The sequence below is a fragment of the Mitsuokella sp. UBA4253 genome, assembly GCF_002395285.1.
GTDB lineage: Bacteria > Bacillota > Negativicutes > Selenomonadales > Selenomonadaceae > Mitsuokella > Mitsuokella jalaludinii.
The window spans coordinates 178,686-204,933 of record NZ_DGWR01000004.1 but is presented as its reverse complement, the minus strand read 5'-3'; the positions used below and the strand labels follow the sequence as shown (position 1 = coordinate 204,933).

Here is a 26,248-nt window from a genome sequence, read left to right as displayed (position 1 = left end):
ACATCCTCCTAAACTTTATGTAAAACTTGAATCATCTGGTTTATGCGATCAGGACGCTCAGTTGGAGACGACCTGGACCATGCTCGGTCGGATGACGCGGCCCTTGACCATGTAGCCCTTCTGGAGCTCCTGGGCGACCGTGTCGTCTTCTTTCTCGGGGTCTTCGACCCGCATGACGGCCTGATGGAAGTTCGGGTCGAACTTCTGGCCGACGGCCTCGATGTGCTCAAGGCCGTTCTTCTTGAGGATTTCCTGGAACTGCGTGAAGATCATCTCGACGCCCTTCTGGAAGGCCTCCACATCCTTTGTCTCGGCCGCCATCGCGCGCTCGAAGTTGTCGAGCAGCGGCAGCATGTCCTTGCAGAAATTCTGCGTGACGACAGCGGAAATCTCTTCGCGTTCCTTCGCCGAGCGGCGGCGGAAGTTGTCGAAATCGGCCTGGAGACGCAGCAGGCGGTCTTTCTTCTCCTGAAGGTCTTTGTTCAGGCCGTCGACCTGGCCCTTGAGGGCCTCGATCTCTTCCTGCATCGCCGCATCTGCTGCAGCAGCCGCTTCCGGAGCTTCTTCCTCGGAGCCCTCTGCAGCATCTTCCTGCGCGGCTTCCGCCTCGTCGATCTCCTGCTGCATCTCCTCCAGCTTCTGCTCATCCTTCTTCTTCATTTCATCTTTGATAAATGATGGCAAAACTATCACCTCTTCACTCTATTCCGGGAAACCTGCGGCCCTACCAGTGGAACCGCTTGATGACTTCTGTCAGATTGGAATTCATGTATTCGAGCAGGCTCATGGCCTTCGCGTATTCCATGCGCGTCGGTCCGAGCACTGCAATCGTGCCCAAGAGCTCACCATCGAGATGGTACGTCGCGGTGATGATGCTGCTGTCCTTGAAGTGGCTGTCCTCGTTCTCCTGGCCGATCGTGACCTCGAGACCGTCGCCCATGTGGGCGTGCAGCACATCCTTCATGAGCTCTTCCTTCTCGAGCACGAGGAGGGTCTCCTTGACCTTCTCCACATCGTGGAACTCCGGCTGCTCGAGCATCTGCGTCGTGCCGCCGAGGTAGAGGCGCTCCCGCTTGCCCGAATCGAGCGCCCTGTTGATGACCTCGAGGGCTGATTCGTAGAGCGGCTCATCCTGGATTTCATCGCGGATCTTCGCGAGCGCTGGATGGTCGATGGTCGAGAGCGTGTGGCCGGCGAGATTCTTGTTGATGACGCTGGCCATGCGCTGGAAGTCCTCGAAGCTCGAGCCATTCGGCATCTCGAGAATCTTGTTCTCGATGAAGCCCGCATCCGTCATGAGCACGGTGATAACGCGCCTGTCGTCGAGCGGCAGGAACTGCAGGCAACGGAAAGCCGCCTGCGTCATCTGCGGCGCGAGGACAAGAGAGACATTCTTCGTCACCTGCGAGATGATGCGCGCTGTCTCCTGGAACACCTCGTCGATGCGCTTGACGCGCGCCCTGTACCAGCGGTTGATGAGCTCTTTCTCCTCGTCACTCACGGGCTTCGGGGGGATCAGGCCGTCTACATAGAAGCGATATCCCTTCGACGATGGGATGCGTCCAGAGGAGGTATGCAGCTGCTCGAGGTAACCTAGCATCTCGAGATCTGCCATCTCATTGCGGATGGTCGCCGGACTCACGCCGAGGTCGTACTTCCTCGCCAGTGTTCGCGAGCCGACCGGCTCGGCTGACTCGATGTAATCATCGACGATTGCCTGCAGCACGCGTTTCTTGCGCGCGTCGAGTTCATCCTTCATCTGCATGCCCCCTTCCTTCTGTTTTCATCCTCTGTTAGCACTCTATCTATCTGAGTGCTAACTTTGAATCTATAAAGAATATACACCGAAAAAAACAAAAAGTCAACACCTAAAAGTCAAAAAGTCAAAATTATTTTCGACTTTTTCCTCGCGCACGAAAAAAAGACTGCCGCACGCGCGGCAGTCTCAGCTTCCATCATCTTTCAGTGGATATCCGTCAGTCACTTGGCCTGTTCAAAGGCATCTGCGACGGCAGCCTTGATCGTATCGTAGTCCTGGCCCGGCTGCGCCTCGTACACCTTGTGCCCCTCAATGAAGAGGCTCGGCACGTAGTAGTAGTCCTTGGCATACGCCTTGGCGAGCTCCGGCTGCTCGTTCTCGTCGATGATCTCGATCTCGACACCTGCATAGGCCGGCTGCTCAGCGCGCAGCTCCTCCACGGCCTGCGCGGCCTTGGCGCAGTACGGGCAGCCCTGCATCTTGATCATGGTGATTTTCTTCATGGGAATCGTCCTTTCTATCGCTATCCTTGCTCACGCACCGCCTTCGGCGCCGCTCTTCTGGCGCAGCCAGGCTGCGAGCACCTGCGCGTGGTTCTCCTGCTGGTTCTTCGCGGCGTAGAGCAGCGTCACATCCTGCGTCTCGAGCCACTTGCGGCAGCGCTCGGCAAAGGCCGCAGCGCCTTCGCTCACCTCCAGTTCTTCGGCATAGCCCTCGCGGAATCCTGCAAAGGGCATCTCGCCGCGATGGTAGAGTTTGCGCAGCTCCGGAGACGGCGTGATCTCCTTCGGCCAGGCATCGTAGGGCAAGTCGGCCTTGCGGATGCCGCGCGGCCAGAGGCGGTCGACGAGCACGCGCACGCCATCATCGGGCGATGGCACTTCGTAGACGCGCTTGAGACGAATTTCATGCATGAGCATTCGCTTCCTTTCATTACCTCTACCTTACCATCTGGCAGAGAAAGATTCCGTGACTCGAATCACAGAAGTCATAGCAGGAATTCCTCAAAGGCCACGTTGCCGTACTTCATGCCCAGCTCTGTCAGCCGGACGCCTGCTGCATCCTCTGCGAGCAGCCCCTGGCGCTTGAGCTTGGCAATGGCATCTGCATAGATGGCGTCGAGCGGCACGCCGAATCTCTGCTCGAAGTGCCTGCGGTCGATGCCCCTTGCTGTGCGCAGGGCGAGGAAAGCGAATTCTTCCATGGCAATCTCGCGCGTCATCGCCTCTTCCTGCCGCCGCACGCCGCTCCCGCTGCGGATGCCCTCGATATAAGCGGGAATCTCTCGCACATTCTCGTAGCGCTGCCCCTCGAGATAGGAATGCGCCGCCGCGCCGATGCCAAGATACGGCACATCTTGCCAATACGAAAGGTTGTGGCGGCTCTCAAAGCCAGGCTTGGCAAAATTTGAGATCTCATAGCGCGCATAGCCGTGCTGCGGCAGGAACGATGTCATCGCATCGTACATCGCTTCGACCGTGTCGTCATCTGGAAGAGACAGTTTCCCCATCTCCTGCATCCGGGCAAAGGCCGTGCCCTCCTCAAGCTGCAGTCCGTAGATCGAGATGTGCTCCGGCTGCAGGGAAACCATCGTCTCGAGGTCATGCACGAGCATCGCCTGCGTTTCGCCCGGCAGTCCGTAGATGAGATCCATGCTGACATTGCGGAAACCCGCTGCGCGCGCGAGTTCCATGGCCTCTCTCGCCTGCGCGCCCGTGTGGATGCGGCCGATGCGTTTCAGGAGTGCATCGTCAAAAGTCTGCACGCCAAAGGACAGGCGGTTGACGCCAAGATCATGAAGCAAGGTGAGGTACGCGAGGTCAATCGTACCCGGATTGCATTCCACCGTGAACTCAACCGGCTTTTTTTGCCTCTCTCCTGACGCCGCCGGCAGAGCAAATACCTCCTGCAGCGTCTTGAGCAGGGTTTCCATCAGCTGGAACGGCAGTACACTCGGCGTACCGCCGCCCATGTATATCGTAGCAGGCGTTCCCCATTTGCCGCGATAAAGAGCGCCCTGCACCGTGATCTCACGGCACAGGGCGTCAATATAACCGCTCTCATAGCGCTCCCGTCCTGCAACGGACGGGAAGTCGCAGTAAAAGCATTTCTGGCGGCAAAAGGGAATATGGATGTATACGCCCCATTGTCTTTCCATCAATCTACCTCAATCCATTCGCTTCTCAGTCAATCTTGAGGATAGCCATGAAGGCTTCCTGTGGCACTTCGACGCTGCCGACAGCCTTCATGCGCTTCTTGCCTTCCTTCTGCTTCTCGAGCAGCTTGCGCTTGCGCGAGATATCGCCGCCGTAGCACTTCGCGAGCACATCCTTGCGGCGGGCGCGCACGTTCTCGCGCGCGATGACCTTCGAGCCGATGGCCGCCTGGATCGGAATCTCGAACATCTGCTGCGGGATGATCTCCTTGAGCTTGGCGGCGAGCTGGCGGCCGCGAGATGCCGCCCGATCTTTGTGGACAATGGTCGAGAGCGCATCGACAGGATCGCCGTTCAAGAGGATGTCGACCTTGACGAGCTTCGACTCCTTGTAGTCCGCGAGCTCGTAGTCAAGCGAAGCGTAGCCGCGCGTCGCCGATTTCAAACGGTCGAAGTAGTCGAAGATAATCTCGTTGAGCGGGATGTGGTACGTGATCATGACGCGGTTCGTGTCAAGGTAGTCCATGCCCTTGAACTCGCCGCGCTTGTCCTGCGAGATCTCCATGACGGCACCGACGAAATCGTTCGGCACGATGACCGTCGCCTTGACGTACGGCTCCTCGATGTGCTCGATCTCCGTCTGCGGCGGCAGTTCGGCCGGGTTGCTGACCTTGATCATCGTGCCGTCCGTCTTGTAGACGTGATAAATGACGGACGGTGCCGTCGTGATGAGCTTGAGGTTGTACTCGCGCTCGAGGCGCTCCTGGATGACATCCATGTGCAAGAGGCCGAGGAAGCCGCAGCGGAAACCGAAGCCGAGTGCAACAGACGTCTCCGGCTCAAAGACGAGCGCCGCATCGTTGATCTGCATCTTCTCGAGCGCGTCCTTGAGGTTGTCGTAGTCCGAGCTCTCGACAGGGTAAAGGCCGCAGTAGACCATCGGGTTGACGCCGCGGTAACCCGGCAGCGGCTCAGCAGCAGGGTTCTCCGCATACGTGATCGTGTCGCCGACGCGCACGTCGCGCACATCCTTGAGGGAGCCCGCGACGAAGCCGACTTCACCGACATCGAGGTAGCCGAGGTCGACGGGCTGCGGCTTGAAGCAACCGACATCCGTGACCTCGAAGACCTTGCCCGAGTTCATGAGCTTGAGCTTCATGCCCTTCTTGATGTGGCCCTGCACGACGCGGATGTGGGCGATGACGCCCTTGTAGGAGTCAAAGAACGAATCGAAGATCAGGGCCTGCAGCGGCGCGTTCTCATCGCCCTCCGGCGCGGGGATGTAGTCGACGATCGAGTCGAGGATCTCCTCGATGCCAATGCCCGTCTTAGCCGAAGCCAGTACGGCATTTGACGTGTCGAGTCCAATGACGTCTTCAATCTCTTTTTTGACGCGTTCCGGATCGGCACTCGGCAGGTCGATTTTGTTGATGACGGGGATGATCTCGAGGTCGTGCTCGAGCGCCATGTATACGTTGGCGAGCGTCTGCGCCTCGACACCCTGCGCCGCATCGACGACGAGCAGTGCGCCCTCGCAAGCCGCGAGGCTGCGCGAAACCTCATACGTAAAGTCGACATGGCCCGGCGTGTCGATGAGGTTGAGCTCGTACTCCTCACCGTCCTTGCCCTTGTAGTTCAGGCGCACTGTCTGCGACTTGATGGTGATGCCGCGCTCGCGCTCGATGTCCATGTTGTCGAGGACCTGCGCCTCCATCTCGCGCTTCGAAAGTGTCCCCGTATATTCAATCAGACGGTCCGCAATCGTCGATTTTCCATGGTCAATATGGGCAATGATGGAAAAGTTGCGGATGTTCTTGTTCTGCATGTTCATTTTCCTTTCAATATTCACGTCGTGCTAATCGAAAATATTATACCATTCCCAAGGCTTCTCCTGCAAGAAAAGCAAAGAAATGGTTGCTTTTTCATTTGACCCATGATATTATACTTAGGTAACGACATTAATTAAGGGGGTGAACTACTTGCCGAATATCAAAGCATCTATCCTGAGTGTGAAATCCGACGCTAAGCGCCATGCAAAGAACGCTGCCGAGAAGTCCCGTGTACGCACTGCTTCCCGCCGTGTCCTCGATGCTGTTGAGGCTGGAAACGCTGATGAAGCGAAATCCCTCCTTACGGTTGCATGCAAGACGATCGACCAGGCCGCTGCAAACAAGGTTTATCACAAGAACGCTGCTGCCCGCAAAAAGTCCCGTCTGGCTCGCAAGGTCAACGCACTGGCTAAATAATCTTTGCAGATAAGATAGAAAAGACCCGCTCCGAGGAGCGGGTCTTTTTCGTGTCTCAAGATATGTCTCAAATCATCGCGATGGCCGAGCGCACGACTTCTGGCAGCGGCAGCACAAAGTGGAACACCGTGTAGAAGTGGATGGCACTGCCGCCCATGACGAAGAGATGCCAGATGACATGGCTGTACGGCAGGCGGCGCGCCAGGTAGAAGATCGCACCGACCGAGTAGCAGAGGCCGCCCGCGACGAGCCACCAGATGGCCTCCAACGGCAGCGTCTCCAAGAGCGGCTTGACCATGAAGACGGCAAACCAGCCCATGGCGAGGTAGCAGATCGTGCGCACGATGCGGAAGCGCTTCGCGGCAAAGCACTGGAAGACGATGCCGACGAGCGCCATGCCCCAGACGAGGCCGAAGATGGTCCAGCCGAAGCTGCCGCGCAGCGGGATCAGCGCAAACGGCGTGTAGTTGCCCGCAATCAGCACGAAGATGGCCGCATGGTCGATGACCTTGAAGACCGACTTGACCTTGCGGTTCGTGAAACTGTGGTAGAGCGTCGAAGCGAGATACAAGAGGATCAAGGAGATGCCGTAGACGAGGCAGCTCGTCGTGTGCCAGACACCATCGCCGGCATAGTAGACCAACATGCCGATGAGTGCCGCTACCGCAAGTGCCGCGCCCACGCCATGCGTGACCGCATTGAGTATCTCTTCTAGTGTGACAGGTGCCTTGAGTGCAGCTGTTTGTTTCATTGTATAAGCCTCCCCTCTCATGCGAGGATAATATGATTCGACTCTCCCATTATCCGTCATTTCCTGTCTGTTGTAAACCTGCAGGAGAGGCTCTGCGGAAGCGCATGGCGGCGCATCAAGCCGCTACTGGCCAGTGGATTGCGCGCGCTCCTTCTGGGACGATGACTGCTGCATTGTAGGCCAGGCTCAGGCGCGTCGCCTCCTCGACCTCCTCGGCGGAAGAAGCCGGATTGCGGCGGATCTCATAGACCGCATGCGATGCCTGCTTGACCGCAAACGACTGCGGCGTGTGGAACTGGAGCTCGACGCGCACGCCGGAGGGGCTCACGAGATGGACATTGACGCCCTGATAGAATTTTCCGCCCCAGGCATTGCGGAACTTCTCGACGCGATAGCCCTTTTCGGTAAGGGAAGCCATGGCCTGCGGCACCATCGCGCTGTAATCTGCATCAGAGCAGGTCAGCGTGTAGCGCAAGACATCGCTGATGCCGGCAGCTGCAGCCGAAAGGCTCACCTGGTCTTCATCGGCATCGCTCACGATCTTGCGCGCCAGACTGTCCATGCTCTTGAGGCGGTAATCAAGGCCCTGCAGCTTGGCCGATGAACGCTCCAGCGTCCGCATGTCCGCTGTGACATCCGGCTCTGCCGCAGCAGCGCGGCGCAAGAGCGCCAGGGCGAGCAGGCGGCTTTTCTCCCGGCGCGTGAGCTTCTTGTCACCGCGCAGCTGACGAAGATCTGCCGCATCCGAGGCCGTCACTGCCGAGGCCAGGCTCTCTTCCGGATCGATTGGCGCCGCATACGTCGGCAGCGTATGGATGGGCGCCAGCACAGCCATGACCATCATGACTGCGGCCGTCAGGCTGCGCATCCACTTGCCTGCCCCCATGGTGCGGTATGAGAGATGCTCGGGCTTGAATTTGCGGAACGACCGCGTGAGATGGCGCGCCTTCTTTCCAGCCTGCGCCAAAGTTCCTGTATGTACTTCCGTCAGCTCTTGTCCTGCTTTCATTTGCATTCCCTCCAGACGACGTGATAGACTCTTTCTTTTCTCTTACACATCTATCCTATCACGGGAAACTTGAAAACAACTGATTGCCTCTGAAAACTATATGAAAATAGAAAAAACCGGCCAGAAATTGGCCGGTTTCTTATTGTTGCGCTTCGAGGCAGCGCCGCTGCACCATGCGCAGACGCACAGACAAGAAGATGGCGCCGAAGGCAATGCCGATGATCAGGCCGCACCAGTAGCCATACGGGCCGAGCGCGGTGAAGTTGGCGATGGCCCAGCCGGCGGGCAGGCCGATGACCCAGTACGAGATGATGGCGAGCAGGAAGGTCACATGAACATCCTTGTAGCCGCGCAGCGCACCCTGCAACGGCGAGTCGACGCTGTCCGTCAGCTGCAGGAAGACGGCGAAGACGAGGAAGACGACTAGGAGTTCCTGCACATCGGGGCTCGAGGTGTAGAGCGCCGCAATCGTCTCGCGGAACTGCACGAGCACGATGGCCAGTGTTCCCTCGAACAGGAAGGTCAAGAGGCGGCCGAGACGGATATAGTCGGCCGCCTCCAAAAAGCGCCGCGCGCCGACTTCGAAGCCGACGAGGATTGTCAGCGTCATGCTGGCCGACAGCGGGATCATGTAGACGAGCGTCGTGAAGTTCATCGCAGCCTGATGCGCCGCGACGACGGTCGTGCCGTAGACCGTCATGAAGAGGCCGACAGCACTGAAGATGCTCATCTCACAGAACATCGTGCTGCCGATCGGGATGCCGAGTGCGAGCGCGCGCTTCCACTCCGCAAGGTCAGGCCGCGGCAGGCTGCGGAAGACATGGTAGCTGCGGAACGGCTCAATGGTCAGGACCACGAGCACATTGAGCAGGAAGTTCAGCGAGAAAGCAATGGCCGAGCCGATGCCCGCACCGATGCCGCCGAAGGCGGGGATTCCCCAGGCACCGTAGATGAAGATATAGTTGGCCAGGACGTTTATGGGCACCGTCACGAGCGTGATGATCATCGTCAGGCGCGTGCAGCCATGTGCATCGATGAGGTTGCGCAGGACACCGGCGAGGAAGATCGGCACGATGCCGACGGCAATGGCAAGGAGATACCCCGCGGCGACCTGCCTGACCTTCGGCTCCAGTGCGAGAATATCCAGGATGGCGGGCACAAAGAAGATGCCGAGCAACAGGAAAACACCCGCCAGGCCCAACGACCAGTAGAAGCCCTGGCGCACGACAAAGTCGATGCGCTCGCGCTTGCCCGCCCCGTGGAGCTGTGCGACAATGGGCGTCAGGACCGAGATGATGCCGAGGAATGAGCCGAAGAACGGCATGAAGAGATTCGAGCCGACTGCAACGCCCGCGAGGTCCTGCTCACTGACATGGCCCGACATGACCGTGTCGAAGAAGCCCGTTGCCGTCAGGGCGATCTGCGTGACGAAGATCGGCAGCAGGACCGAGAAGAAGCGCTTTGCCTTCGTCCGATAGGACGGATAGGCCCGAATTGTCAGACTGCCCCTCATTGCTCATCCTTGCGCAGGCAGCAGTTCTTGTATTTCTTGCCGCTGCCGCACGGGCACGGGTCATTGCGGCCGACCTTGGCCTTGTGCACCTGATTGAACGGGATGACGCGCCCCTCGCCCGTCATGGCCATGAGTTCTTCCGGCGTGTGGCCCTTGAGCTGCCAGAGGCGCGTCGCATTGTTGAGTGCGGCCAGAGGCGCGAGGATTGCCTCTGCCTTGTCCTCGTCCTGCATGAGACGAAGGTCCTCCAGGTATTCGACAGCCTCCTGCATCGTGCCGCCGTTCTGGAGCAGGATGATGATCTCACCAGTGATATCGGCCGCTTTCATGACATCGCAGCCGTGTTCCTGCATGAAGAACTGGATAAGAGCCCGGCAGGCAGGCGTGTCCGGCGTGTAGGAATCCGCACCGGCAGCCCATGCCTCTGCGCGCGTGAGTGCGGCAAAATCGAGATCCGAACGGCGCAGCTGCTCATCCTCGAGCGCGTCCTCATCGATCAGAGTGTAGTACTTGACGCCCTGCGGCAGCGCCACGACCGTGTTCTTCCAGCAGGAAGCGTTGAGCATGATGCCGACAAAGTCCATGAAGGAGAGCGCCTGTGCCCGCTCCGCCTCGAGGTACGAGACGACGCGCTCGAAGAGCTGCTCGTAATTGAGATAGCCGCAGGCGTAGAGGATGCCGGCCGCAAAACGCGCCACCTCCGTGTTCAGCAGCACTCTGTCATGGAAGGCCTCCGTGTCCATCTGCCCAAAGACCGCAAGCACCTCTTCCGGCATATACCAGACGAGCTTCTCGCCCGACTTGCCGCAGGAGAGGAAGCCGAGGCCGCGCAGGTAGTCGAGGCGGTCGTCTTCATCGCTGAGCGACTCGGACTGGCCGCCATTTGCAGCAAAGTCGCGGAAGAGATCGTACTCCTCCTCCAGGAGCGACATCATCCAGCGCTCGGCAAAAGACGTGATGGCCGGGCAAAGGCGCTCAGCGAGCTCCGCCTTCTTCAGCGAGCTCACCCCCGTCACATTGAGGTTGAAGCGAATGTCGTCGAGCTCCGCCTTCGTCATCGCCGTCAGCATGGCCGTCAGCGTCCTCTCTTCTGGGAGCTTGTGGCGGTACAGCTGCTTCCTGCGCGCCTCCGCGCCCTCTTGCATCATCTGCTCCAGGCTCTCCTCCGGCTCCACAGCCGTCTGTCTCATATCGTGTTCCAAAAAAGATCCTCCTCTGTTCTCTCGATTCTCTCTGTTTTCTCTGTTCTTTCAAGCCAAAAGGACAGGGATGCCTTGAATCCCTGTCCAAAATCGTTATCCGGCCGCTGCTTTGGCAGCTGCCAGTCATCAGCCAAAGTAGTCGGCAATGCCGTCGGCGATGCCCTGCGCGGCCTTCTGGATGCCCTCTTCGCTGTTGAGCAGCTGCTCTTCCTGCGGATTCGAGATGAAGGCCACCTCGACGAGCGTCGCCGGCATGTCTGTGTGCTTGACGACGTAGAAGTTACTGCTCTGCGTGCCGCGGCTCTGCGTGCCGATCTGGTCGATGACACCCTGGCGCACCTTGTCCGCGAGGTCGCGCGAGCGCTGAGAGCCGAGCGAGTAGTAATAGCCCGTCGTGCCCTTGGCCGCGCTGCTCGAGAACGAATCCATGTGGATGGAGATGAAGATGTCGGACTTCGTGTTGTTCGCGACATCACAGCGCGCCTGCAGTTCCTCGATATCCGAGGCATTCGCGCCCTTCGGCGAGACTTCCGTATCTGTCGTGCGCGTCATGTAGACCGTCGCCCCCTCTGCCACGAGCAGGCGCCTCAGCTCATTGGCGATGCGCAGCGTCACGCTTTTCTCCATGACGCCCGTCGGGCCGATAGCGCCAGAGTCGTTGCCGCCATGACCAGGATCGATCGTGATCTTGCGGCCCTTGAGCCCCGTCAGGGCGGCGATGTCGGCATCCGTGTCATCTGTGATGACTGGCTGCGCATTGCTTTGATTGCTGCTGCCTGTGTCCTTGCCCGCATCCGCCGTCTGGGTGCCCGTGCCAGCAGCATCCTTGGCCGGGCCGTCGATATCTTCGCCAGCCGAAGGCTTTGCGGCCGGCTTCGACTCAGGCTTTGTTGCCGGTTTTGCTGCCGGAGCACTTGTTGCGTTCGAGCTGCTCGGAGAGTCAGACGGCTTCACCGAAGGCTGCGTCACAGGAGATGTCGTTCCCTGCGTGCTGGGCGTCGGCTTCTTCTGCACATCCGGCACAGCGATCACAGCCTTCGAGCTGTCACTCAGGTTGCCGAAATCGAGCACGACGCGGCCCGGCACCGTGCCGCCCTTCAGTGGAAATATCTTGTAGTTGCTGCTGCCGACCTTATTCTCGACGACGAGGCGCACCGTGTTCTTGTTGAACTGGCCGATGCGGATGTCGTTGACAAAGCGGCTGCTCACCGAAATCTCCCGCTTGACTTTTGCAGAGAGCCAAGCTCCCTGTATGTCGACGATGACGCGGTCGGGGTTCTTCAGCGTCATCGTCGTGTAGCGGACCGGCTTGCTCGCATCGACGACGATGCGTATCTTATCCGAGCCGCTGTTGACGCGTACCGCCGTAATCTCAGCCATACCGCTCACGCGCTCGCTGAAATCAGACGCAGCCGCCGAAACGCCTGCCATCGGCAGCACCATGACAGCGATGACAGACAACAAGAACAGTATGCGCTTCATAAGATTCCTCCCCATTCCATGCACGTGCCGCGGTCCATGCGAACCGAGCGCCATGCAGACATTCTACGTTTTATTATCGCCGCTAATCCTGAAAAAATCAAGAAAATGTCTGCAGCCCCACGCAAAAAAAGGAGCGATTGCTCGCTCCCCATGGATTTTGCTGCTCAAAGCATGTTCTGCAGGAATGCCTTCGTGCGCTCCTCCTTCGGATGCGCAAAGAACGATTCCGGCTCGCCCTGCTCGACGATCGTGCCGTCGGCCATGAAGATGACCTGGCTGGCTGCCTCGCGGGCAAACGCCATCTCGTGCGTGACGACGACCATCGTCATGCGCTCCTCTGCGAGCTCCCGCATCGTCTTCAAGACCTCGCCCGTGAGCTCCGGATCGAGCGCCGAGGTCGGCTCGTCGAAGAGCATGATGTCGGGCTTCATGCAGAGGGCGCGCGCAATGGCCACGCGCTGCTGCTGGCCACCCGAGAGCTGCGACGGATAGTAATCCGCGCGGTCCGCGAGGCCGACCTTCTCCAGAAGTTCCTTGGCATACGGCAAAATCTCCGCCTTCTTCATGCCCTTGACCTGGATGGGCGCCTCGATGAGATTCTCGAGCACCGTCATGTGCGGGAAGAGGTTGAACTGCTGGAAGACCATGCCCGTGTGCGAGAGGATCTCCCGCGTCTTAGCAGCATCGGCGTACTCTGCCGCGCCGTGCTCATCCGTATCGGCCAGGAACTCGCCCTCGATCTCGATGGAGCCCGAGTCAATCGTCTCGAGCTTGTTGATGCAGCGCAGGAGCGTGCTCTTGCCCGAGCCGGACGGCCCGATGATCGCGAGGACCTCGCCGCGGCGGACCTCCACATCGATGCCCTTGAGCACAGCGAGGTCGCCGAACGACTTGTGGATATCGTGCATGCGCAGCATGACCTGCGCTTCATTACTTGTCGTATTTGCCATAGTAGGCCTCCAATCTCTTGAACATCCAGGTCAGGACAAACGTCATCGCGAGATAGAAGATACCGGCGATGAGGAACGGCGTCATGTCAAATTCGCGCTGCACGATCGTGCGGGCAACGCGCAGCAGGTCGTTCATCGCGAGGATGTAGATGAGCGACGTATCCTTGACGAGGTTGATCGTCTCATTCGAGACAGGCGGCAGGACGATGCGGATGACCTGCGGCAGGATGATGCGGCGCATCGTCTGCGTGTAGTTCATACCGAGCGTCTTCGCGGCCTCGTACTGCCCCTTCGGCACCGACTGGATACCCGCGCGGAAGATTTCCGCGAAGTACGCCGCGTAATTCAGCGTGAAAGCCAAGAGGGCCGCCGCGATGTCCGGCAGGCGGATGCCGATCATCGGCAGCGCAAAGTAGACGAAGAGCAGTTGCAGCATCAGCGGCGTGCCGCGCATGAGCCAGATGTAGAACTCCATGAAGGCGCTGAGCAGCCGCAGCTTCGAGAGCCTCCCCAGTGCGGCCAGCATGCCGAGCGGCAATGCGATGACCAATGTGATGAAGAAGATCTCGAGCGTGATCTCGGAGCCCTCCAACATCTGTAATATCGTATTGAGCAGATTATCCATCGTTTAATTCTCCCTTGCGGATGTTCCTTTAGTCTGGCAAAGTATTAACATATTCTCCATTGTACAAAAAAAGGCTTGACGAATCAAGCCTTTTTAGAGAGAGAGCTGTATTATTTCGTGATGTCCTTGCCGAACCACTTCTCGGAAATCTTCGCGATCGTGCCGTCGGCCTTCATCTCGTTGAGGACCTTCTGGACATCGTCGCGCAGCGCCGTGTTGTCCTTGGCGAAGGCGATGCCGAACTCGCTGACCGGGCCGACTGCGACATCGACGGCATCGATGGTGTCCGGATGCTTGCTCATGTAGTAGCGGCCGACGATCTCATCGCCGACGACGGCATCCACGCGGCCATTCTCGAGGTCCATGAAGGCCGTTACGAAATCCGAGTACTTCTTGACTTCCTTGACATCCTTCTTGAAGAATTCCGTCTTGTCCATGTACTCCTCAGCCGTCGAAGCGCTCTGCGTGCCGACGACCTTGCCGGCCAGGCTCTTCTCATCCGTGATGTCCGTGCGGCCCTTCTTCACGAAGAGGATCTGGCGGTTGTCCATGTACGGGTCGGAAAACAGCATGTTCTCTTTGCGCTTCTCGGTGATGTCGAGGCCATTCCAGAGGACGTTGACGCGGCCGCTCTTGAGCTCCGCTTCCTTGCTCGACCAGTCGATGGCCTTGAACTCGACCTCGCGGCCCAGGCGCTTCGACGCCTCCTTGGCAAGATCGACATCGAAGCCCGTGATCTCGTTGTTCTCGTCCTTGAAGCCCATCGGCGGGAAATTGTCGTCAAGGCCGACGATGATCTTGCCCTTGTCGCCGGAGCCCGAACCGCTGTCCGCTGCCTTCTGGCCGCCGCAGCCCGTCACAAAAGCAGCCGTCATGACTGCCGCCATTCCCAATGCCAGTAACTTCTTCCACTTCATATGTCATCTCTCCTCATTCAGTTCTTTATCTTGCTAAAGTGTTAACATGATGTTATTATACGGAATCCCCCTCTGCTTGTCAAGCATTTCCTGATTTTTATCGTCAATAACAGCGATTTTGAATACATGATACGTTATATTTATCTTAAAATACATGAAAACTATTGCTTATTTTCTCAACTTGACGTATGATAGGGGCAAGCAAAGGAGCTGACCGGACTCGTTCCGGTTTTGCTTTTATTCACATTTGTGAAAAAAATAACGTTGATAGTCAAATGAGCGCTCAGTTGACGATAGGTTGTCGACTTTCCCACTCGACAACAGGAAAACCACGCGCTTCATTTGCATGATATGATTTTATGACGTCTGAGGAGGATCTATATGAAGAACATTCGCAAGATCTTGGTGCCGAACCGCGGCGAGATTGCCATCCGCATTTTCCGCGCCTGCCACGAGATGGGCATCCGCACGGTCGCGGTCTACTCGAAAGAAGATGTCCTGTCGCTGCATCGCAGCCGCGCCGATGAAGCGTATCTCGTCGGCAAGGGCAAGAAGCCAGTCGATGCCTACCTCGACATCGAGGACATCATCCGTATCTGCAAGGAGCACGATGTCGATGCCATCCATCCGGGCTACGGCTTCCTCTCCGAGAACGCACAGCTGGCCAAGCGCTGCGAGGATGAGGGCATCATCTTCATCGGCCCGAAAGTTGAGCACCTGCAGATGTTCGGCGACAAGGTCAACGCGCGCATCCAGGCAGAGCGCGCCGACATCCCGATGATCCCGGGCACGAACGGTGCCGTCAAGGATTTCGCTGAGGTCAAGGCCTTCGCTGAGCGCGTCGGCCTGCCGGTCATGATCAAGGCCATCAACGGCGGCGGCGGGCGCGGCATGCGCCGCGTCGACCGCATGGAAGACCTCAAAGAGGCGTACGATGAGGCGCGCTCGGAGGCCAAGCGTGCCTTCGGCGATGAGGATGTCTACGTCGAGAAGTGCATCCTAAACCCGAAGCACATCGAAGTGCAGATCATGGGCGATGAACACGGCAATGTCATCCACCTCAATGAGCGCGACTGCTCCATCCAGCGCCGCCACCAGAAAGTCATCGAGATGGCACCGGCATGGTCGCTGCCAAAGAAGCTACGCCAGAATATCTGCGCTGCTGCGCTGAAGATCATGAAGAATGTCCACTACGTCAACGCCGGCACAGTCGAATTCCTCGCCGACCAGGATGAGGAGCACTTCTACTTCATCGAAGTCAACCCGCGCGTCCAGGTCGAGCACACGGTCACCGAGGCCATCACGGACATCGACATCGTCAAGACGCAGATCCTCGTCGCCGAGGGCCATGCGCTCTCCGACCCAGAGATCGGCATCAAGAGCCAAGAAGACATCCCCTGCAACGGCGTGGCCATCCAGTGCCGCATCACGACGGAGGACCCGCAGAACAACTTCATGCCGGACACCGGCAAGATCAACGACTACCGCAGCGGCGGCGGCCCTGGCATCCGCCTCGATGCCGGCACGGCCTACACGGGCGCCGTCATCACGCCGTACTACGACTCCCTGCTCGTCAAGGTCACGGCGCATGCCAATAACGCCCCGGAGACAATCTACCGCATGCTGCGCTGCCTCGATGAATTCCGCATCGGTGGCGTCAAGACGAACATCTACTTCCTCAAGAACATGCTGCTCGACAAGAACTTCCAGGCTGGCAGCTGCAACGTCAACTACATCGACCACCATCCGGACCTGCTCAACGCCCCGCAGATCATCGATGAGCCGGCATCCGGCCTGCTCGCCTACATCGGCGAGGTCACGGTCAACGGCTTCCACGGCAACGGCTCAAACCCGAAGCCGCGCTTCGAGACGCCGGTGAAGCTCAATGCCGCCGACGAAGCCTGCCCGTCCGGCACGCGCCAGCTCCTAGAGGAGCTCGGCCCCGAGAAGTTCTCCAAGTGGATCCAGGACCAGAAGCAGGTCCTGCTGATGGACACGACGTACCGCGATGCCCATCAGTCCCTGCTCGCCACGCGCATCCGCACGCGCGACATCATGCAGGCCATCCACTACACGGCCTGCAAGGTCCCGCAGATCTACGCCTTTGAGGACTGGGGCGGCGCGACGTTCGATGTCGCCTACCGTTTCCTCGACGAGGACCCGTGGGAGCGCCTGCGCAAGATGCGCGAGGCTGCGCCGAACATCCTGTTCCAGATGTTGACGCGCGGCGCCAACACCGTCGGCTACACGAACTATCCGCCTGAAGTCGTGCGCCAGTTCCTCGCCCTCGCGGCCAAGAACGGCGTCGATGTCTTCCGCATCTTCGACTGCCTGAACCAGCTCGACCACATGACGCTGTCGATTGACGAAGTCCGCAAGCAGGGCAAGCTCGCGGAGACGGCCTTCTGCTACACGGGCGATATCCTTGACGACGGCCGCCAGAAGTACACGCTGAAGTACTACACGAATCTCGCCAAGGAGATGGAAAAAGCCGGTGCCAACATCATCGCCATCAAGGATATGGCCGGCCTCCTGAAGCCAGAAGCGGCCTACACCCTGATCTCGGCCCTCAAGGATGCCGTCGACCTGCCGATTCACCTGCACAGCCACGAGGGTGGCGGCTGCACGCTCTACACCTACGCCAAGGCGGCAGAGGCCGGCGTCGACATCGTCGATGTCGCCACGAGCGCCCTCTCCAACGGCACGAGCCAGCCGTCCATGACGGCCTTCATCCAGGCGCTCTCCAACAACCCGCGCCAACCGCAGATGGACATCGAGGAACTCGAGACGATTGACCGCTACTGGCAGGTCGTCCGCGCCTACTACGCGGGTGTCGACGGCAAGATGACGAGCCCGAACACGACGGTCTTCCAGCACGAGATGCCTGGCGGCCAGTACACGAACCTGCGCCAGCAGGCGAAGGGCGTCGGCCTCGGCGACAGATGGCCGGAAGTCTGCCGCATGTACGCCAAGGTCAACGAGATGTTCGGCGATGTCATCAAGGTCACGCCGTCCTCGAAAGTCGTCGGCGACATGACGCTCTTCATGGTCCAGAACAACCTGACCGAGAAAGATATCTACGAGCGCGGCGAGACGATGGACTTCCCGAAATCCGTCGTCGACTTCTTCGACGGCAAGCTCGGCGTCCCCTACGGCGGCTTCCCCGAGAAGCTCCAGAAGATCATCCTCAGGGGCGAGCAGCCACACCTCGAGACGCCGCCCGCCCCGATCGACCAGGAGAAGGTCACGCAGGACATGAAGGCCCTGCGCATGCCGGAGACGGAAGAGGCGCGCTCGAGCTACTGCATCTGCCCGAAGGTCTACAAGGACTACATCCAGCGCTACCATCAGTACGGCGACCTTTCCATCCTCGACACGCCGACGTACTTCTTCGGCATGAAGCCGGGCGAGGAGAGCTGGCTGCGCATCGGCGGCAAGATGGTCCTCATTCGCATGAACTACATCACGCCGCCGTCGGATGATGGCTTCCGCGAGATCCAGTTCGAGGTCAACGGCATGCCGCGCGAGATCCGCGTGCGCGATAAGGCCGCTTCGGAAGGCGCGGCGATCATCCGCCAGGCCGACCCGACTGTCCCGGGCGAAGTAGCCGCTACGCTCTCTGGCTCTGTCCTGCGCCTCATCGCAGCCAAGGGCGATGTCGTCAAGAAAGGCGACCCGCTGATGGTCACAGAGGCCATGAAGATGGAGACGACGATCACCGCGCCGATTGCCGGCATCGTCAAGGAGGTCTGTGTCGCAGCAGGCAGCCGCATCACCTCCGGCGACCTCCTCGCTGTCATCGAATAAGGCAAATCGCTCTTTCATACAGGCATATCAAAAGCCCCGCACAGAAACGTGCGGGGCTTTTCGCGTACCCATTTATTCTTATATTCGTAGCAAAGATGCATCACTCGTAGCGCAGTGCCTCGATTGGGTCGAGACGCGCGGCTTTGCGCGCGGGGTAGATGCCGAAGAAGAGGCCGATGCCGACGGCAAACGAGAACGACAGCAGGATCGGCGCCAGCGTGATTGTCGTCTGGACTGCCCCCGTGCTCGCGATGGCGTACGAGGCAGCGCAGCCCACGACGATGCCGATGAGACCGCCGACGATGCCGAGCACCATCGACTCGATCATGAACTGCATCATGATGTTCTGGAACGTCGCGCCGAGCGCCTTGCGGATGCCGATCTCGCGCGTGCGCTCTGTCACCGACACCATCATGATGTTCATGATACCGATGCCGCCGACGAGCAGCGAGATGCTGGCGATGGCGCCCAAGAGGACCGTCATCATGCCCGTCGACTGATTGACCGACTCGATGATGCTGGCCGTGCTCTGCACGTGGAAGTCGTCTTCCTTGTCGCCCGTCAGGCGATGGCGCTGGCGCAGGAGTGTCGTGATCTCTTCCTGCACCTGGTCGATCTTCTGCGTGTCCGCCGCCTGCAGGCTGATGGACTGCACGTAGGTGATGCCCATCATGCGCTCCTGGGCCGTCGTCAGCGGGATGTAGATGACATCGTCCTGGTCCTGGCCGAAGCCGGAGCTGCCCTTGGATGCCAGGATGCCGATGACCTTGAACGGCTGGTTCTTGATGCGGATGTTCTTGCCGACCGGGTTCTCCGTGCCGAACAGGTTCTCCGCGACTGTCGCGCCGATGACAGCCACGCGCGTGCGCTTCGTCATGTCGTCCTTACTAATGAACGAGCCGTTGCTGACGGTCAGCGAGCGGATTTGCATGAGTTCCGGCGTCACGCCCGTGACGGACGTATTCCAGTTCTGGTTGCCATTGACGACCTGGTACGAAGAGCTGACTGTCGGCGATACGTAGCGGACATCCTTGATCTTCGACGCAATGGCCTTGGCGTCATCGTACTTGAGCGTCTGCATCGAGCCGGCCGCACCGCGCGGGCCGCCGCGGTTCGAGGAGCCCGGCATGATCGTGATGGTGTTGGCACCGAGGCTCTCGAAGTTCGCGGTGATGCCCGTGCGCACGCCCATGCCGACGGAGACGAGCGCGATGACGGCAGCGACGCCGATGATGACGCCGAGCATCGTCAGGAGCGAGCGCATCTTGTTCGCAAGGAGCGCATGGATGGCCATGACAAAGCATTCCTTAAACAACATCCATGACCACTCCCTTCCCTTCATCGCGCGTGATCTGGCCGTCGCGCACGAGCAGCTGGCGGCTCGCGCAGGCGGCAATCTCCGGCTCGTGCGTGACGAGGATGATCGTGCGCCCCTTCTCGTGCATCGACTCGAAGATCTCCATGATCTCCTTCGTCGACTTCGTGTCGAGGTTGCCCGTCGGCTCGTCGGCCATGATGATGTGCGGGTCGTTGACGAGCGCCCGCGCGATGGCGACGCGCTGGCGCTGGCCGCCCGAGAGCTCATTTGGCAGGTGGTCGGCGCGGTCCTTGAGGCCGACGGCCTCGAGGAAGTGCATAGCGCGCTCCGTGCGCTCCCTGTGGCCAACGCCTGCGTAGATGAGCGGCAGGGCGACGTTCTCGAGCGCCGAGATGCGCGAGAGCAGGTTGAAGTTCTGGAAGACGAACCCGATCTTCTTGTTGCGCGTCCTCGCGAGGGCATCGTCGTCGAGGCCGGCGACCTCCTCCCCGTCAAGCTTGTAGGAGCCCTCCGTCGGGCGGTCGAGGCAGCCGAGGATGTTCATGAGCGTCGACTTGCCCGAGCCGGACGGCCCCATCAGAGCGGCGAACTCGCCCTGGTAGATATTCGTCGTGATGCCGTTGAGCGCGGCGAGCTCCTCGCCGCCGATGTGATAGATTTTCTTGATGCCGTTGAGCTGTATCGTCGCATACCGCTCTTCCGTCTTTTTCTCTCCTGTCATCGAACCACCTCAGAACATGGGGCCGCCGCGTCTGCTGCCGGAAGAAGAGCTCGAGCTCTTCTTCTTCGCAGTGTACGTGCTGACGATGTCCTCGCCCTCCTCGAGCCCCGAAAGGATCTCGACGTACTCATCGCTGTAGATGCCCGTCGTCACATAGCGGTTCTCCTGTGAGCCGTCTGCGTTGCGCACGACGACGTACGAGCCGTTGGCATCCGTCTTGAGGACTGAGATTGGCACGGCCAGCGCATCCGGCGTGTCGGCCGTGTTGATCTCCACGCGGGCCGTCATGGCCGGCAGCAGCAGATCTTCGGGGTCGTCGACATCGAGCGTGACATAGTAGTAGATGACGCTTGCCGAAGAAGAAGAGGACGAGCTCGAACTCGAGCTGCTCGTATCCCAGGAATTGCTCGTGTCCGTCTGCGAGATCTTCGTGACGCGAGCTGTAAACGTCTTGTCGTTATACGTATCGACGGTGAACGTCGCCTGCTGTCCGACTTTGACATTGCCGATATCCGTCTCATCGACCTTCGCCTTGATCTGCTTGCGCGAAAGGTCGGCGATGCGCATGATGACCGTCGGGTTGTCCGACGTCGCGACAGCCATCGTGCCGACTGTCTTGGGCTCGCCGACGACGGTGCCGTCAATCGGCGCGATGATGCTCGTCTCCGATGCGTCCGACTCCGCCTGTGCGAGGGCCGAGACAGCCGTGTCGTAATTCATCTGCGCGTCCTCGAGCTGCTTCTGCGTGTCGGCGCCAATGCTGTAGAGATAGCTGATGCGGTCGTACTCAGCCTGCGTATTCGTGACTTTATACTGGGCCTGGTCGCGCTTGGCCTCATAATCCTTGGCGTCGAGCGTCGCGACGGTCTGGCCGGCCGTGACCTTGTCGTTCTCCTTGACGAGCACGCTCTTGAGGCGCGCCGTGATCTTGGAGCTGACCTCGACCGAGTCGACCGGCTGGATCGTGCCCGTCGCCGAGACGGTCGACTTCATGTCCATGCGGACGACCTTCGTCGTCTCGACCGCTGCCGTCTGCTTCGCCGCCTGCTGTCCCTCGTAGTAGTGGTAGCCGCCGAAGGCGCAGCCCGCGAGGACGAGCGCTGCGATGGCGAGCTTGACTTTCCCGTTTATCTTCACTTCGTAATCTCTCCTTCTGCCAGGTCATGGATGACCTCGGCGGACGCATCGCTGGCCGCGGCTGCAGCTGCTTTCTTCTTGTCTGCCTTCTTGGCAAGTCCCTTCGTCTCTTTATCTACCCTGGCCTTGGCGTTCTCCGGCACGACGGGCTCCTGCAGCACGGCACGCTCCGCCTGCTCAGCCGGCACCGCCGTCGCCGTCATCTTGGCCGCAGCCTCTTTCTCCCCATCCGTCAGGCCGATGCCCATGGCATTCTCGACCGTCGCCTTGTAGCGCGCGTAGTCGTACTCCGCGCTGATGTAGTTGAGGCGTGCCGTCGAGAGGGCTTCCTGTGCGTCGATGATGTCGAGCATCAGGCCCTCACCAGCGCGGTACTTCTCGCGCGCGATGAAGTAGTCCTCCTCGGCCTGCTTGACGGCATCGCCCGTGGAGTTCAGCCGCTTCTCCGCCTCGCGCATGTTGTAGTAGGCCTGGCGCAGCGAGAGGTCGATGTCCTCCTGGTCCTTCGTCAAAGTGAGCTTCGCCTTGTCGCGGCTCGCTTCCGCCTGCTGGACCTTGGCGCGCGTCAGCCCGTTGTCCCAGAAGTTCCACGAGAGCGTCGCGCCCGCCGTGATGTCCGAGTCAGAGCTCGTCGACGGCTTGAACGTATGCGACCAGCTCGGGCCGGCGCTCAGCGTCACACTCGGGCCGAAGTCCGCCTTGGCCGCCTTGATGTCGTTCTCCGCCTGCTGGTACTTGTAGAGATCAATGAGAAGGTCCTTGCGATTCCGGTAGGCGTAGTCGATGCAGGCGTCCATGTCGATGTTGAACTGGTCGTAGGAGAAGTCCGACGTCAGGTTCAACGACTCGCTGCGGTCGACGTTGAGGTAATTGCGCAGCGTGGCGAGGTTGACCTCGTAGCTGTTCTGCGCCTTGATGAGATTCTGCGCCGCATTGCTGAGCTCGACGGACGAGCGGATGACATCGATGCGCGCCTTGGAGCCCGCCGCGTAGAGCTGGCTGACATTCGTGTAGTGGTCCTGGTACTTGTCGACCGTCTCCTGGCGCACATCGACCGTGCGGCGCGCCTCGAGCGCATCGTAATACGCCTTGATGACGTCGAGCTTGAGATTCTCGCGGCTGCGCTCCGTCGAGAGCTCCGCTGCCTTGAGGCCGAGCTCGCTGCTGTCGATTGCAGCCTCTGCCTTGCCGCTCGTGTAGATCGGGTACGATGCCGTGACGCCGATGCCATTCTCCGATTTCGTGTGGGACGAGCGGTGCAGCGTCGTATCGAGCGATTCATTTCCTGTGATCTTCAGGCCATTGTCGATCTTGGCCTGCTTGAGCGCCGCCTTTGCTACATCCTCATCCTTCTGCGTGATGCGCAGCCCCGTGTTCTGTGCAAGGGCCAGGTCGATGGCATCCTGCAGCGAGAGATCCGCGCAGGATGCCGTCGGCAGCCCGATGAGCATGGCAAAGGCGAGCAATGCGGCTCCCCTGCCGCACGATGTTCTCTTCATGTCTGTCCTCCCGTACTTCCCGATCTTATCTTTTATATCGATATCAAACAAATATAACAAATATATGGTAGAATAAAATTGCTATCATTATCCTATATATCGATTAAATGTCAATTAAGAAAGGAACTTGCCATCATGAACCCGTATCTTGACCAGGCACGCGAACTCCTCAGCCGCTTCTACGGCTACCGCGATTTCCGGCCTGCTCAGGTCCCCGTGATCGAGAGCCTGCTCGCCGGGCACGATGCGCTCGCCATCATGCCGACAGGCGCAGGCAAATCCATCTGCTTCCAGATCCCCGCGCTGATCTTCCCGGGACTCACGCTCGTCATCTCGCCACTGATTTCCCTGATGAAGGACCAGGTCGACGCGCTCGCCGAGCAGGGCATCCCCGCGACCTACATCAACAGCTCGCTTTCCCTCGCCGAATCCGACGCGCGTCTCTCTGCCATCGCCCAGGGACGCTACAAGCTCGTCTACGTCGCACCGGAGCGCCTCAGCACGAGCTACTTCCAGTACATCATCGACAAGCAGACCATCTCAATGGTCGCCGTCGACGAGGCTCACTGCCTCTCGCAGTGGGGTCACGACTTCCGGCCGAGCTACCAGGAGATCGCGCCGTTCATCGAGGCGCTGCCGCGCCGCCCGCTCGTCGCGGCCTTCACGGCGACGGCGACGCCAGAGGTGCGCGCGGACATCGTGCGCCTGCTCGGCCTGCAAGAACCGCGCGTCCACGTCACGGGCTTCGACCGGCCCAACCTCTACTTCGAGGTGCGCCGCGGCGAGAACAAGAAGGCCTTCATCGAGCGCTACCTAAAGGGTCACCCAGGTGACGCCGGCATCATCTACGCCGCGACGCGCAAGGATGTCGATGCGCTCTACAGCCTGCTCTTACGCAAGCACTTCGCCGTGGGCCGCTACCACGCGGGACTCAGTGACGAGGAGCGCGCGCGGGTGCAGGACGACTTCCTCTACGACAACTTGCAGGTCATCGTCGCGACGAACGCCTTCGGCATGGGCATCGACAAGAGCAATGTGCGCTTCGTCATCCACTACAGCATGCCCAAGAACATCGAGGCCTACTACCAGGAAGCGGGGCGCGCCGGGCGCGACGGCGAGCCCGGCGAGTGCATCCTGCTGTTCTCGCCGCAGGACACGCAGACGCAGAAGTACCTCATCGACATCTCGACCGAAGACGAGGCGCGCAAGCGCCACAACCTCGGGCGCCTGCAGAAGATGGTCGACTACTGCCACACGCCTGAGTGCCTGCGCCACTTCATCATCCAGTACTTCGGCGAGGAAGGTGCGCCATCATCGTGCGGCAATTGCAGCAACTGCAAGGCGGACCTGCAGGAGATCGACGTGACGGTCGACGCCCAGAAGGTCTTCTCCTGCGTCTACCGCATGCGCGAGCGCTTCGGCCTGACACTCGTCGCCCAGGTCCTCAAAGGCTCGACCGACAAGCGCATCCTCTCGCTCCACCTCGACTCACTCTCCACCTACGGCCTCATGAAAGAGCGCAGTCTCGCTGACATCAAGCTGCTCATCCAGCGCTTCGTCGCGACGGACTACCTCGCCCTGACCGAGAGCAAGTACCCCGTCCTGACGCTGCAGCCTGCCGCCTACCCCGTCCTGCGCGGCCAGGCCAAGGTGATGCAGGCCGTGCCGAAGGAGGTCACGCGGCAGGCCGCGGCACCGGAACTCTTCGACCACCTGCGTGCGCTGCGCAAGGAGATTGCGCTGCGCGACCGCATCCCGCCCTACGTCGTCTTCTCCGACGCGACGCTCAAGGACATGTGCGCCGTCCTGCCGAAGACGCGCGAGGAGATGCTCACCGTCAAGGGCGTCGGTGAGCACAAGATGAAGAAGTACGGCGAATCATTCCTTCGCTGCATCGAAGAGCATCGTTCGAAAGATTGACCGGAAAGCGACAAGCGAAATAAAAAAAAGCGCAATGCCGCGATTGGCATTGCGCTTTTTTGATGCGATATATGAGGTGCGATGACATCACTGGAGTTTTTCCTTCAGGACTTCCTTGGCCTTCTCGAGCTGTACGTCCGTCGTCGCGCCCTCGGGCAGCTCCACTTCGACATCCGGCTCGATACCTGTGCCGTCGATGCAGCGGCCGCTCGGCGTGTAGTACTTCGCGATGGTCAGCTTGAGGCCGTCGTCATGAAGCATCGGCACGACGACCTGCACCGAGCCCTTGCCGTACGACTTCGTGCCGACGAGCGTCGCCGCGCCCGTGTCCTGCAGGGCGCCCGCGAGGATTTCTGAAGCGCTCGCGCTGTTGCCGTCAATCAAGACGACGATCGGGTACTTGCTCTCCTCGAGCTTCGACTCATGGACTTCCTTCGAGCCGTCGCGCTCGACAACCGAGACGATGGGTCCCTTCGGCACGACGAGGTTCGCGACCTCGACGCAGCTCGTGACGAGGCCGCCCGGGTTCTCGCGCAGATCGATGATGAGTCCCTTCATGCCCTGTTCAGCAAGCGATTCGTAGGCGGCCTTGAACTCCTTGCCCGTGTTCTCCGAGAACGAAGCGATGCGGATGTAGCCCATGCCGTCCTCGAGCATAGTGCCCTTGGCTGTATCGATCTTGATGGTCGCGCGCTCTATCGTGTAGTCCTTCGTCTCGTCGCCGCGCTTTATCGTCAGGACGACATCCGTGCCGACTTCGCCGCGGATATGCATCGCAACTTCCTCCGGCTGCATCTCCGAGACAGGCGTGCCGTCGACGGCCATGATCTCGTCGCCGGCCTCGAGGCCGGCATTCTGCCCCGGCGTATCGTCGAGGACGGAGATGATCGTGACCTTGCTGTCCTTGAAGCCCATCGTCACGCCGATGCCGCCGAACTCGCCCTCCGTGTGCTCCTTGAGCTGCTCAAACTTGTCGGCATTCATGTAGATTGAGTGCGGGTCTCCGAGGGACTGCACCATGCCGGAGATGGCGCCGTCCATGAGCTTCGTCTCGTCGACATCCGACACGTAGCGCGTCTCGATGAAGCGTTTGACGCCGAGGAAGCGGACGATGTCCGCGACCTCACTGCTGTGGATGCCGAAGGCGAAGCAGAGGCCGGCAATCGTCAGGAAGGACGAGAGGACGGCCGTCACGATGACGCCGATGATGATTTTTTTCTTGCTCATGTTTACATCC

At 59.8% G+C, this 26,248-nt stretch carries 22 protein-coding genes; 3 read left to right on the top strand and 19 right to left on the bottom strand.

Going from position 1 to position 26,248, the window contains the following annotated elements:
• Positions 1 to 57 precede the first annotated feature (57 nt).
• The 6 genes from grpE to lepA form a co-directional block, all read right to left on the bottom strand.
• Positions 58 to 660: a nucleotide exchange factor GrpE gene (gene grpE, locus B2X55_RS02635; protein ID WP_286820763.1), complete on the bottom strand. Its 603-nt coding sequence runs from the start codon at positions 658 to 660 to the stop codon at positions 58 to 60.
• A gap of 64 nt (positions 661 to 724) precedes the next feature.
• Positions 725 to 1,759, bottom strand: coding sequence for a heat-inducible transcriptional repressor HrcA (gene hrcA, locus B2X55_RS02630; protein WP_055160281.1), 1,035 nt, complete (start codon positions 1,757 to 1,759; stop codon positions 725 to 727).
• Between the two features lie 221 nt (positions 1,760 to 1,980).
• Positions 1,981 to 2,262 carry a glutaredoxin family protein gene (locus tag B2X55_RS02625; RefSeq protein WP_226866882.1) on the bottom strand — a complete coding sequence of 94 codons (282 nt, stop codon included), beginning with the start codon at positions 2,260 to 2,262 and terminating at the stop codon, positions 1,981 to 1,983.
• A gap of 30 nt (positions 2,263 to 2,292) precedes the next feature.
• Complete coding sequence (locus tag B2X55_RS02620) at positions 2,293 to 2,673, bottom strand: DUF488 domain-containing protein (RefSeq protein WP_286820761.1); 381 nt, start codon at positions 2,671 to 2,673, stop codon at positions 2,293 to 2,295.
• A gap of 74 nt (positions 2,674 to 2,747) precedes the next feature.
• Positions 2,748 to 3,917 carry a radical SAM family heme chaperone HemW gene (gene hemW / locus B2X55_RS02615; protein WP_286820759.1) on the bottom strand — a complete coding sequence of 390 codons (1,170 nt, stop codon included), beginning with the start codon at positions 3,915 to 3,917 and terminating at the stop codon, positions 2,748 to 2,750.
• Positions 3,918 to 3,942: 25 nt separating this feature from the next.
• The gene (gene lepA, locus B2X55_RS02610; protein WP_055159888.1) at positions 3,943 to 5,739 is read right to left on the bottom strand and encodes a translation elongation factor 4; all 1,797 of its coding nucleotides are present in this window, start codon (positions 5,737 to 5,739) and stop codon (positions 3,943 to 3,945) included.
• A 154-nt stretch (positions 5,740 to 5,893) separates the two neighbouring features.
• On the opposite strand from lepA, the gene rpsT reads away from it, so the two are divergent.
• On the top strand, positions 5,894 to 6,160 hold the full coding sequence (gene rpsT / locus B2X55_RS02605; RefSeq protein ID WP_036374005.1) for a 30S ribosomal protein S20: 267 nt from the start codon (positions 5,894 to 5,896) through the stop codon (positions 6,158 to 6,160).
• Between the two features lie 67 nt (positions 6,161 to 6,227).
• On the opposite strand, the gene trhA is transcribed toward rpsT, so the two are convergent.
• The 8 genes from trhA to B2X55_RS02565 all read right to left on the bottom strand — a co-directional run bounded on the left by trhA (position 6,228) and on the right by B2X55_RS02565 (position 14,609).
• Positions 6,228 to 6,911 carry a PAQR family membrane homeostasis protein TrhA gene (gene trhA, locus B2X55_RS02600; protein WP_051652128.1) on the bottom strand — a complete coding sequence of 228 codons (684 nt, stop codon included), beginning with the start codon at positions 6,909 to 6,911 and terminating at the stop codon, positions 6,228 to 6,230.
• 115 nt (positions 6,912 to 7,026) lie between these two features.
• Complete coding sequence (locus tag B2X55_RS02595; protein ID WP_148485413.1) at positions 7,027 to 7,920, bottom strand: hypothetical protein; 894 nt, start codon at positions 7,918 to 7,920, stop codon at positions 7,027 to 7,029.
• 139 nt (positions 7,921 to 8,059) lie between these two features.
• Positions 8,060 to 9,433 (bottom strand): MATE family efflux transporter, encoded by a 1,374-nt coding sequence (locus tag B2X55_RS02590; protein ID WP_286820758.1) that lies wholly within the window; start codon positions 9,431 to 9,433, stop codon positions 8,060 to 8,062.
• Complete coding sequence (locus tag B2X55_RS10860) at positions 9,430 to 10,635, bottom strand: YecA family protein (protein ID WP_414683476.1); 1,206 nt, start codon at positions 10,633 to 10,635, stop codon at positions 9,430 to 9,432. The genes B2X55_RS02590 and B2X55_RS10860 overlap by 4 nt, the downstream gene beginning before the upstream one ends.
• A 126-nt stretch (positions 10,636 to 10,761) precedes the next feature.
• Positions 10,762 to 12,117, bottom strand: a complete 1,356-nt coding sequence (locus B2X55_RS02580) for an N-acetylmuramoyl-L-alanine amidase (protein ID WP_286820756.1) — start codon at positions 12,115 to 12,117, stop codon at positions 10,762 to 10,764.
• 164 nt (positions 12,118 to 12,281) lie between these two features.
• Positions 12,282 to 13,067 (bottom strand): amino acid ABC transporter ATP-binding protein, encoded by a 786-nt coding sequence (locus tag B2X55_RS02575; protein WP_055159878.1) that lies wholly within the window; start codon positions 13,065 to 13,067, stop codon positions 12,282 to 12,284.
• A complete protein-coding gene (locus B2X55_RS02570) occupies positions 13,048 to 13,692 on the bottom strand; it encodes an amino acid ABC transporter permease (RefSeq protein ID WP_055159876.1) in 645 nt (214 codons plus the stop codon). The genes B2X55_RS02575 and B2X55_RS02570 overlap by 20 nt, the downstream gene beginning before the upstream one ends.
• A gap of 110 nt (positions 13,693 to 13,802) precedes the next feature.
• Positions 13,803 to 14,609 carry an amino acid ABC transporter substrate-binding protein gene (locus B2X55_RS02565; protein WP_226866876.1) on the bottom strand — a complete coding sequence of 269 codons (807 nt, stop codon included), beginning with the start codon at positions 14,607 to 14,609 and terminating at the stop codon, positions 13,803 to 13,805.
• A gap of 381 nt (positions 14,610 to 14,990) precedes the next feature.
• On the opposite strand from B2X55_RS02565, the gene B2X55_RS02560 reads away from it, so the two are divergent.
• Complete coding sequence (locus tag B2X55_RS02560) at positions 14,991 to 18,416, top strand: pyruvate carboxylase (RefSeq protein ID WP_286820755.1); 3,426 nt, start codon at positions 14,991 to 14,993, stop codon at positions 18,414 to 18,416.
• A gap of 100 nt (positions 18,417 to 18,516) precedes the next feature.
• On the opposite strand, the gene B2X55_RS02555 is transcribed toward B2X55_RS02560, so the two are convergent.
• From B2X55_RS02555 to B2X55_RS02540, 4 genes are read right to left on the bottom strand one after another with little or no spacing between them, the layout of a single operon-like run.
• On the bottom strand, positions 18,517 to 19,734 hold the full coding sequence (locus B2X55_RS02555; RefSeq protein ID WP_036374026.1) for an ABC transporter permease: 1,218 nt from the start codon (positions 19,732 to 19,734) through the stop codon (positions 18,517 to 18,519).
• Positions 19,724 to 20,455, bottom strand: coding sequence for an ABC transporter ATP-binding protein (locus B2X55_RS02550; protein WP_036374029.1), 732 nt, complete (start codon positions 20,453 to 20,455; stop codon positions 19,724 to 19,726). The genes B2X55_RS02555 and B2X55_RS02550 overlap by 11 nt, the downstream gene beginning before the upstream one ends.
• A gap of 9 nt (positions 20,456 to 20,464) precedes the next feature.
• Positions 20,465 to 21,586: an efflux RND transporter periplasmic adaptor subunit gene (locus B2X55_RS02545; RefSeq protein WP_414683482.1), complete on the bottom strand. Its 1,122-nt coding sequence runs from the start codon at positions 21,584 to 21,586 to the stop codon at positions 20,465 to 20,467.
• Positions 21,587 to 21,588: 2 nt separating this feature from the next.
• Complete coding sequence (locus B2X55_RS02540) at positions 21,589 to 23,091, bottom strand: TolC family protein (protein WP_286820750.1); 1,503 nt, start codon at positions 23,089 to 23,091, stop codon at positions 21,589 to 21,591.
• 135 nt (positions 23,092 to 23,226) lie between these two features.
• Here B2X55_RS02540 and recQ point away from each other — a divergent pair, with 135 nt between their 5' ends.
• Complete coding sequence (recQ, locus tag B2X55_RS02535; RefSeq protein WP_286820749.1) at positions 23,227 to 25,011, top strand: DNA helicase RecQ; 1,785 nt, start codon at positions 23,227 to 23,229, stop codon at positions 25,009 to 25,011.
• Positions 25,012 to 25,098: 87 nt separating this feature from the next.
• Here recQ and B2X55_RS02530 read toward each other — a convergent pair whose 3' ends face one another.
• A complete protein-coding gene (locus B2X55_RS02530) occupies positions 25,099 to 26,238 on the bottom strand; it encodes a S41 family peptidase (RefSeq protein ID WP_270527788.1) in 1,140 nt (379 codons plus the stop codon).
• Positions 26,239 to 26,248 lie beyond the last annotated feature (10 nt).